General features: G+C 70.5%; 7 protein-coding genes and 1 pseudogene. 1 reads left to right on the forward strand and 7 read right to left on the reverse strand.

What is annotated here, in order from left to right; all coding sequences use genetic code 11:
- Nucleotides 1-8: 8 nt before the first annotated feature.
- Nucleotides 9-3,095, reverse strand: a complete 3,087-nt coding sequence (locus EXE41_RS13305; RefSeq protein WP_137691273.1) for an FAD-binding and (Fe-S)-binding domain-containing protein — start codon at nt 3,093-3,095, stop codon at nt 9-11.
- A gap of 207 nt (nt 3,096-3,302) precedes the next feature.
- Here EXE41_RS13305 and EXE41_RS13310 point away from each other — a divergent pair, with 207 nt between their 5' ends.
- Nucleotides 3,303-3,671: a VOC family protein gene (locus EXE41_RS13310; protein ID WP_049931864.1), complete on the forward strand. Its 369-nt coding sequence runs from the start codon at nt 3,303-3,305 to the stop codon at nt 3,669-3,671.
- A gap of 156 nt (nt 3,672-3,827) precedes the next feature.
- Here EXE41_RS13310 and EXE41_RS13315 read toward each other — a convergent pair whose 3' ends face one another.
- The 6 genes and pseudogenes from EXE41_RS13315 to EXE41_RS13340 form a co-directional block, all read right to left on the reverse strand.
- A complete protein-coding gene (locus EXE41_RS13315; protein ID WP_137691274.1) occupies nt 3,828-4,097 on the reverse strand; it encodes a hypothetical protein in 270 nt (89 codons plus the stop codon).
- A 66-nt stretch (nt 4,098-4,163) separates the two neighbouring features.
- Nucleotides 4,164-5,075 (reverse strand): CoA ester lyase, encoded by a 912-nt coding sequence (locus tag EXE41_RS13320; protein ID WP_049931863.1) that lies wholly within the window; start codon nt 5,073-5,075, stop codon nt 4,164-4,166.
- Between the two features lie 101 nt (nt 5,076-5,176).
- The gene (locus EXE41_RS13325; protein WP_049931862.1) at nt 5,177-6,217 is read right to left on the reverse strand and encodes a zinc-dependent alcohol dehydrogenase family protein; all 1,041 of its coding nucleotides are present in this window, start codon (nt 6,215-6,217) and stop codon (nt 5,177-5,179) included.
- A 74-nt stretch (nt 6,218-6,291) separates the two neighbouring features.
- Entirely contained in the window at nt 6,292-7,320 is a 1,029-nt protein-coding gene (locus EXE41_RS13330) for a DUF4350 domain-containing protein (RefSeq protein ID WP_094495430.1), read from the reverse strand.
- Nucleotides 7,317-8,303 (reverse strand): S49 family peptidase, encoded by a 987-nt coding sequence (locus tag EXE41_RS13335; RefSeq protein WP_049931860.1) that lies wholly within the window; start codon nt 8,301-8,303, stop codon nt 7,317-7,319. The genes EXE41_RS13330 and EXE41_RS13335 overlap by 4 nt, the downstream gene beginning before the upstream one ends.
- Nucleotides 8,304-8,430: 127 nt before the next feature.
- Nucleotides 8,431-8,637 (reverse strand): annotated as a pseudogene (locus EXE41_RS13340) (alcohol dehydrogenase); the annotation flags it as partial.

Below are 8,637 nucleotides of genomic sequence, written 5' to 3' on the forward strand. Positions count from 1 at the left end.
ACGCCGGCTCAGTCGTCGGCCGAGGACGGAGTCGTCGCGTCGGCGCCCGCGTCGGGCGCGGGCCCGGCGACCGCCTCGGCGACCTTCTCGATGGGGTGCGGCGGGGCCGCGGCCGCGGCGTCGCGGTCGCCGAGCTGTGACCGGCAGGAGGCCCCCGGGGCGGTCACCGTCTCGCCGTCGCTCTCGTCGACCTGATCGAGGAGGATCCGACCGATCGCCGCCGAGAGGTCGTAGTGTTCGGACTCGTAACCGAACGACCCCGCCATCCCGCAACAGGAGGAGTCGAGCGGGTACACGTCGTAGCCGGCGCGCCGCAGCACGCCGACCGCGTGGTGGTCCTTGTTCGTCGCCTTCTGGTTACAGTGGCCGTGGTAGGTTAGCGACTCCGCGGGCGCGTCGAACGCCAGCCGCTCGTCCACGCGGCCGGCGTCGAGGTACTCCAGGACGCCGCACGCGGCGGCCGACACCGCTCTGACCTCGTCGCCGTCGAGCAGGTCGAGGTACTCGTCCTGGAACATCACCGCGTCCGAGGGCTCGACGAAGACGACCGACTGCCCGTCGCGGACGCGGGGCGCGAGCGCCGCGACGTTGGCCTCGGCGCGCTCGCGGGCCGCGTCGAGGAATCCCGTCGAGAACGCCGCGCGGCCCGAGGGCGCGAGGTTGTCCGGCACCTCGACGCGGACGCCGGCCGCCTCCAGCACCGAAACGGCGGCCTTGCCGGCGGCCGGGTAGCTGTAGTTGGTGTAGGTGTCGGGGAACAGCGCGACCGTGTCGGTCGCGTCGGCGGGGTCGACCGTCGAGCCCCCGCGCGCGTCGAGCCACTCCTCGAAGCTCTCGGCGCGGAACGTCGGGAGCTCGCGGTCCGGGGCGATCCCCGCGACCGCGTCCATCACCTTGCGGGCGCCCGGGAGCTTCGTGGCCGCGTTCGAGAGCGGGGCGAGCGCGCTGCCGAGCGCGGAGAGGCGGTCGATGTCGCGGAAGATGCGCTCGCGGAGGCCCGCCTCCTCCCGCTCGTGGTGGTCGTGTTTCACCTCGGCCTTGAGCTTCGCGAGGTCGACCCCCGTGGGGCAGTCGCTCTTACACCCCTTACAGCCGACGCAGAGCCCGAGCACCTCCTCTTGGAACCGGTCGGAGTGGATCTCGTCGTCGTCGAGCTCCCCGCTGATCGCGGCCCGCAGCATGTTCGCCCGGCCGCGGGTCGACTGGACCTCCTCCTCGGAGGCGCGGTAGGTCGGACACATCACGCCGGAGTCGGTCTCTCGGCAGGTGCCGCAGCCGTTACACAGCTCGACGAGGTGCGAGAACCCGCCCTCGTCGGAGAAGTCCAGCTCGGTCTGCGGCTCGATCGACTCGTAGGCGGGGCCGTACCGGAGGTTCTCGCGCATGTCCGTCTCGGCGGCGGTGTCGGGATAGTCCCGCTCGGCCGCGGTGTCGCCGTCGACGTAGACGACCTTCCCGGGATTCATCCGCCACTCGGGGTCGAACGTCGACTTGAGTTCCTGGAACGCCGCCCACAGCGCTTCGCCGTACATCTTCGGGTTGAACTCCGTGCGCGCGAGCCCGTCGCCGTGTTCGCCCGAGAAGGCGCCGTGGTGTTCCAAGACGAGGTCGGTGACGTCCTCGGAGATGGAGTGCATCTTCTCGACGCCTTCCTCCTCTTTCAGCGAGAGGATGGGCCGGATGTGGAGCGTCCCGCTCCCGGCGTGGGCGAAGTACGCCGCCGAGGTGTCATGATCCGCGAGGACCGACTCGAACTGCCCGACGTACTCCGCGAGCTCTTCGGGCGGGACCGTGGCGTCCTCGATGAACGGGTACGGCTTCGGGTCGCCCCGCATGCTCATCAGGAGCGGGATGGCGGCCTTCCGGAGCTTCCAGAGGTCTTCTTGGGCCTCGGGGGCGTACGCCTCCAGTACGTCGAACGCGTCGCCCTCGGCGACGAAGTGCGCCGTCGTGTCGGCGATCGCGTCCGCGAAGTCGTCGACCAGCTCCGAGTCCCACTCCAGCATGAGCGCCGCGGCCGCGCGCTCCGGGATCGGCTCCGCGTACTGCGCGAACTCCTGTGACCCGGCCGCCAGCGAGAACACCTCGTCGTCCATCAGCTCGACCGCGCTCACGGGGAACTCCAGCGCCTCCGGGACCGCCTTCATCGCGTCGACCAGCGAGTCGAAGGCGTACAGCGCGAGCGCCGTCTCCTCGGGTCGCGTGACGAGCGACACCTCCGCCTCGACGATCGTCCCGAGCGTCCCCTCCGCGCCGACGAACAGCTTCGAGAGGTTGATCACCCGCTCGCCGTCGTCGTTCTCGTAGATCACCTTGTGGAGGTTGTACCCGGAGACGGAGCGCTTGAGGTTCGGGTACTTCTCGTCGATCGCGGCCTCGTTCGCCTCGACGAGCGCGCGGGTCGTCTCGTACAGCGCCGCCTCCCGGTCGTCCCCTTCGACGATCGCCTCGTACTCCGGCGAGTCGAGGACGACCTCGCGGGTCTCGATCAGCGACCCGTCGGCGAGCACGACTTTCAGCTCCTCCGTGTACGCGTCGGTGATCCCGTACCGGACCGAGTGCGCGCCGGTGGAGTTGTTGCCGATGCCGCCGACGACCGTCGCCCGCGCCGAGGAGGCCGGATCCGGCGCGAACTTCAGCCCGTCCTCCGCCAGCCGGTCGTCGAGTCGGTCCTGAACGACCCCGGGCTGGACCACCGCCCTCCGGTCGTCCGGGCGCACCTCGACGATCCCGTCCATGTGCGTCGAGAAGTCGAGGACGACACAGCCCGGACCGACGCTCTGCCCGGCCAGCGAGGAGCCGGCCCCCCGCGGGATGACGGGGACGCCGTGGTCGGCCGCGACCGCCATCGCCGCCCGCACGTCGTCGATCGAGCGGGGGACGACGACGCCGGCGGGCCGGGCCTGATAGACGCTCCCGTCCGTGGCGTACAGCACCTGCGCGTACTCGTCGAACTGGACCTCGCCCGTCACGCGCTCGCGGAGGTCCGCCGCGAGCGCCCGATACGCGGGCACGTCCGGCCGATCGTGGCCGAGCGCGGCCGCCGACGTGTCCGGGGCAGGTGTGTCACCGCCCCTCGTGGGCTCGCTTGCCATGATAACGACCGGGGGAGAACAGAGAATAAAACCTTTGTTCATGATAGTTTCGGCGGGGCGCGGTCGCTCTCGTCGCGTGTTGCCTCGCTGCGTCCGTCCGAGGCGTCCTTCTGCTGCGTCCGTCCGAGGCGTCCTTCTGCTGCGTCCGTCCGAGGCGTCCTCCGGCTTGCCGTCGGGATTTATGCCGTCGCCGCGACAGCACGACGCATGGAGATCCTCCACACGTGTCTCAACGTGGCGGACGCCGACCGCGCCGCGGACTGGTACGTCGAGCAGCTCGGGTTCGAACGCGCTTGGGAGTTCACGACCGCCGACGGCGACACGCGCAACGTGTACGTCGCCGGCGACGGCGGCGTCGAGTTCCAGCTGTCTGACACGGACGGCGCGGCGCCGAGCGCGGACGGCGACCGCTACGACCACGTCGCCGTCGGCGTCGACGACGTGGACGCCGCGTTCGAGACGATCGACCACCACGGCGTCGTGAAGGAGCCGGGCGACCAGCCGGAAGCGGGGGCCCGGACCGCCTTCGTGAAGGACCCGGACGGCCACGTCGTCGAGCTGATCGAGCCCCTGTGAGCGGTCGGGCACCGAAGGCGGCGGTGCGTCCGGACCGGACGACGCGCGTACTTCGGCGGTCACCACCCGTCGTCGTCATCGCCGGGCCACTCGTCCACGTCGACGTCGTCGAAGAACGCGGACGGTCCTCGACGACCGCCCAGACCAGCACCGTGATCAGCGCGAGAACGAAGAGGCGGCCGAACCGCCCCGCGTCCTCCGTTCCGAGGGCGTGCCCGAACGGCACCGCGTAGCCCACCCACACCAGCAGCCAGCCCCATCGCCCGTTCGCCTCCGTCCCGTGGCGCGGAGCGCCACGTACTCGAGCCCGGCGACCGTCACGGGGAGTCCCGGGAGCGAGGAGAGCCGAAAGAGCCAGAACGCCGCGACGAACGTCGGCACCGCGACGACGTGGTGAACGAGCGCTCCCCACCTGCCGTCACCCATACCATCAGCGTGGCTCCGAATCACAAAAAAGCGGACGCCAGAACAGGGAGTACGGCACGCGACTCCTTACAGGATCCCGGCGGCCTCGGCCGTCTCGACGATGTCTTGGGCCATCTTGTTGGTCGCCTCGTCGACCATCTGGCCGTCGACGCTCACGGCGCCTTTGCCCTCCTCCATCGCCTCGGCGTAGGCGTCGACGATGCGCTTGGCGCGCTCTGCGGTCTCCGGGTCGGGCGCGAACACGTCGTTGCCGATCTCGATCTGCGATGGGTGGATCGCCCACTTGCCGTCGCAGCCGATCATGTTGGCGCGCTCGGCGGACTGCCGGAACCCGTCGGCATCCTCGATGTCGGCGTACGGGCCGTCGAGACACGGCAGGCCGGCCGACTTCGCCGCCGAGTTACACTCGGAGAGCGCGTGGTGCCAGTAGTGGCCGGGGTACTCTGGGAACTGGCCGATGTCGAGCCCGGGCGTGCCCATCGCCGCGGAGTAGTCTCCCGGCCCAAAGATGATCGAGGAGAGCCGGTCGGAGGCGTGCGCGATATCGTGGACGTTGTGGATCCCCTCGCCGTCCTCGATCTGGGGCTCGAGGCCGATGGCGCCGACCTCCAGCCCGTTGTTCACCTCGACCTGCCGGAGCAGGTTCTCGACGGTGTGAATGTCGCTTGCGGACTTCACCTTGGGGATGATGATGTCGTCGATGGACTCGCCCGCGGCGCCGACGACGGTGATCACGTCGTCGTACCACCACTCCGTGTCGATCCCGTTCATCCGGAAGCTGAGGACCTTGTCGCTCCAGTCCTCCTCGCGGGCCGCCTCGATGAGGGGCTCGCGGGCGTCCGGCTTGGCGTTGGGGGCCACGGAGTCCTCGAGGTCGAGGAACACCTCGTCGGCGTCGCTGTCGGCGGCTGAGTGCATCATCTTCTCGTCGCTCGCCGGGGTCGCGAGCTGCGTCCGGCGAAGGGTAACGTCCGTCATCTGTGTCGAATCTATCACGCTCGTCCATGAAAATAAAGCTACCTTACGCGGGGTATTTTCGCCGGGTCGAAAACGAGTTAACGGCTACCGAGCCGCGGTCGCTACGGCTTGACCAGCACCTTGATCGCCTCGCGCTCGTCCATCAGCCGGTACCCCTCGGCGACGCCGTCGAGGTCGACCGTCTCGGTGAAGATCGGCGCGGGGTCGAGCGTTCCCTGTAGCACGTCGGCCATCAGCTCCTCGGCGTATGCGCGGACCGGGGCGACTCCGCCCGCGAGCGTGACGTTCTGTCCGAACATCCCGAACACGTCGAGCCCCTCCTCCTCGACGCCGTAGGGGACGCCGACGTACCCGATCGTGCCGCCGGGACGGACGGCGTCGATCGCGGTGTTCATCGCGCTCGCGGCGCCGACGCACTCCATCACGTGGTTCGGCCCGCCGTAGGTGAGCTCTCGGATCCGCTCGACCGCGGCCTCACCGCGCTCGGAGACGGTCTCGGTAGCGCCGAACTCCTCGGCGAGTTCGAGCCGGTCCTCGTGGTGGCCGACGGCGACGATGCGCTCCGCGCCGAGCCGACGCGCCGCGAGGACGCCGCAGAGCCCGACCGCGCCGTCGCCGATGACGGCCACGGTCGACCCCGCCTCGACGCCCGCGCTGACCGCAGCGTGGTGGCCGGTGCCCATCACGTCGGTGAGCGGGAGCAGCGAGCGGAGCGTGTCCTCGTCGTCGGCGTAGCGGTCGGGCACGCGCACGAGCGTCCCGTCGGCGTGGGTCGACCGGACGTACTCGCCCTGCCCGCCGCCGTTGTCGCCGCCCCAGGAGTCGCCGTTCTCGCAGGAGGTGTGGAGCCCCTTCCGGCAGAACTCGCACTCGCCGCAGGAGATCGCGAACGGCGCGAGCACCCGGTCGCCGGGCTCGACCGAGGTGACGGCCTCTCCGACCGCCTCGACGATCCCCATCGGCTCGTGGCCGACCGGGGAGCCGGGGTCGCGCTCGCTGTCGCCGCGGTAGAACCAGAGGTCGGAGCCGCAGACCGCGGTGTGGGTCACGCGGACGATCGCGTCCGTCGGCGCCTCGATCTCGGGCCGGGGTCGCTCTTCCACGCCGATGTCGCCGGGACCGTTGAAGACGGCTGCTCGCATACAGTTCGCTTCCGGCGCGGGCGGCAAAAATGAGAGGGTGACGGAAGTCGCTCGGGCGCGGACCGACCGACCGATCAGCCAGCGGTGCCGTTCGTCGGCGGCTGGCCGGGCCCCGGCTGCGTCGGGCCCGTGGATCCGCCGTCGCCGGGCGGCGTCCGGTCGTTCGTCACGAGGAAGTCCGCGAGGTTACCGATCAGCGCGTCGTTGTCGGCGCGCCTGGCGTTGTCCGGCGACAGGAAGTCGCTGTCGCCGATCATGACGACCTCGTCGTTGCGGACTAACAGCGGCGCGTCCGTGGGCGCGCGCGTCGTCGAGAGCTCGCTGCCCTCGATCGGGCGCAGCACGTCGGCGCCGCCGGCCGGCGTCCCGACGGGCGTCGCCGACGGGAACACCGCGCGGTCGACGCCCTCGGTCAGCGACGCGTCGCCGGTCGCCTCGGCGTACACGCGCTGGTAGTTCAGGTCGTTCTCTTCCATGTTGTACACGTACCCACCCTCGGTCGTGACGTCGAGCGTCGCGTCGAGAGACGCCGCGCCCGGCTGCGAGTACGCCGCGTCGGGCTCGGTGGCGAGCACGACGTGACCGCCGGACTCGACGAACGACTCGATCGCGTCGAGCTCGTCCGGCTCGTAGTCGGTCCGGAACGTCACGAACGCGTCGGCCTCGGCGAGCCGCTCGCCGAGCTGAGTCGTCTCCTCGGCGCCGGGCCGCGCGGGCCGTCGCTGCTGGTCCGGATCGGGGACGTACACGCCCACCTCGTGGCCGTTCTCGATGAGCGCGTTCGCGAGCGGCCGGATGTCCCGGTCGGCGACGCCGCCGCCGCCGAGCCCGATGAGGCTGAAGGGGAGCACCGGACGGGCGGTGGCCGGTTCGACGCCAGGGTCGACGAGGACGGTCTGGGAGCCGGCCGAGGCGTCCATCTCGACCGTCGCCTGCCCGGGCGTGTCGTTCGCGATCAGGTCTGGGTTCTGGTAGTGGTCGTTCTGGATCGCCGGTGCGGGCGCGGCGCCGTCGGCGGTCACGTAGCCGGCGACCGCGGCGCCGCCGGTGACCGCCGCGAGGGTCACGACGAACGCGGCCGCGAGGGGGGCGACGCGGGTCACGCGCCAACACCTCCGCTGAGCCGCGCCGTCTCGTTCCCCGGCGTCCCGCGCTCGGTCGAGGCCGCGCCGCCGGTCCGCACGTCGGTCTCGGAGAACCGCTCGATCGTGTCGACGTGCGGGACGGCGGGCGTGTACACGTACGTCGAGGGCATCGGCTTCACGTCGGCGTACCCGGGGTCGTTCGCGTGGATCGCGACGATCCCGGTGTCGGTCCGGACGAGGAAGGGGATGCCGAACTCCTGTCCGGTCTCGCGGGTGTCGACCGTGTACTCGCCGAGTTCCTCCTCGGTCGCAGCCGCGTGAATCGCCTCGTTGAGCGAGCCGATCTCATCGGCGAAGCCGTTCTGAACGGCCTCGGTACCGAGGTAGGTGTCGGCCTTCGCGACCTCCTCGCGGGGCATCTCGAACTCGTCGCTACGCTCGGCCATCATCGCGTTGATGAACGTGTCCGCGAGCGTCTGTTGTTCGGCCCACGCCTGCGTCGGGTTACTTCCGGCCTTGTCGGGGCCGCTCGGCCCGAGCGCGGTCGACGACGCTCGGGGCGCGGGAGCGTTCAGGCCGATGCTGCCGACCGTCGAGGTCGGGAGCACGTAGATCTCGTCCGCGGGCGCCATCGCGTAGTAGCCGCCCGAGGCGCTGATCGACTGGACGCTCGCGATGACGGTCATGTCATCGCTCGTCCGCTGGACCGCCTTGTACATCCGCTCGGAGGCGACGGGCGCGCCGCCGGGCGTGTCCAGCTTGAGGACGACCGCGCCGACGGACTCGTTGGCGCGGATGTCCGCTAGTTCGCTCTCAACGTCGTCGGCGAGGGCCGTGTTGACGGGCCCCTCTATCTCGACGACGGCGACGGTATCACTCGGTTCGTTTGTCGCCGCGTACACGCTCGGAGCGAGCACGGCGCCGACCAGAGCCGCGGCCAGCACGACGACAGCCACCTGCTGTCGCGACGTGAGGGCCGTGGAGGGCTTGTCTGCTGACATCGCCGTCTTATACGATCGGCAACTGTATGATAAAAACAACGACTCCGGGACGACGACGCCGCGAGCGACGGGGGCGAGACGGGTGGGCGAACCCGTCGCGAGGCCGGGAAGCGATCGCGCCCGTCGCCTACGGCTCCAAGACGACTCGGAACCGCGCCTCGTTGTCGGCCATCCGGTCGTACGCCGCGGCGACATCGTCGAGGGCGAACGTCTCGATCTCCGGCGCGATGTCGCGCAGGGCGCTGAACTCCAGCGTGTCCTGCGAGTCGCGGGCGTGCCCCGAGCCCCACCCCTCGACGATGTCGCCGCGGCGTACGACCGGATGGCCGACAAC

Source organism: Halorubrum sp. SD690R (assembly GCF_005435035.1).
Classification (GTDB): Archaea; Halobacteriota; Halobacteria; order Halobacteriales; family Haloferacaceae; genus Halorubrum; species Halorubrum ezzemoulense.

Bases quoted from the DNA above. Each gene is read 5' to 3' on its own strand.
- EXE41_RS13305 (WP_137691273.1), bottom strand. From the start codon at position 3,095: ATGGCAAGCGAGCCCACGAGGGGCGGTGACACACCTGCCCCGGACACG.
- EXE41_RS13310 (WP_049931864.1), top strand. From the start codon at position 3,303: ATGGAGATCCTCCACACGTGTCTCAACGTGGCGGACGCCGACCGCGCC.
- EXE41_RS13315 (WP_137691274.1), bottom strand. From the start codon at position 4,097: ATGGGTGACGGCAGGTGGGGAGCGCTCGTTCACCACGTCGTCGCGGTG.
- EXE41_RS13320 (WP_049931863.1), bottom strand. From the start codon at position 5,075: ATGACGGACGTTACCCTTCGCCGGACGCAGCTCGCGACCCCGGCGAGC.
- EXE41_RS13325 (WP_049931862.1), bottom strand. From the start codon at position 6,217: ATGCGAGCAGCCGTCTTCAACGGTCCCGGCGACATCGGCGTGGAAGAG.
- EXE41_RS13335 (WP_049931860.1), bottom strand. From the start codon at position 8,303: ATGTCAGCAGACAAGCCCTCCACGGCCCTCACGTCGCGACAGCAGGTG.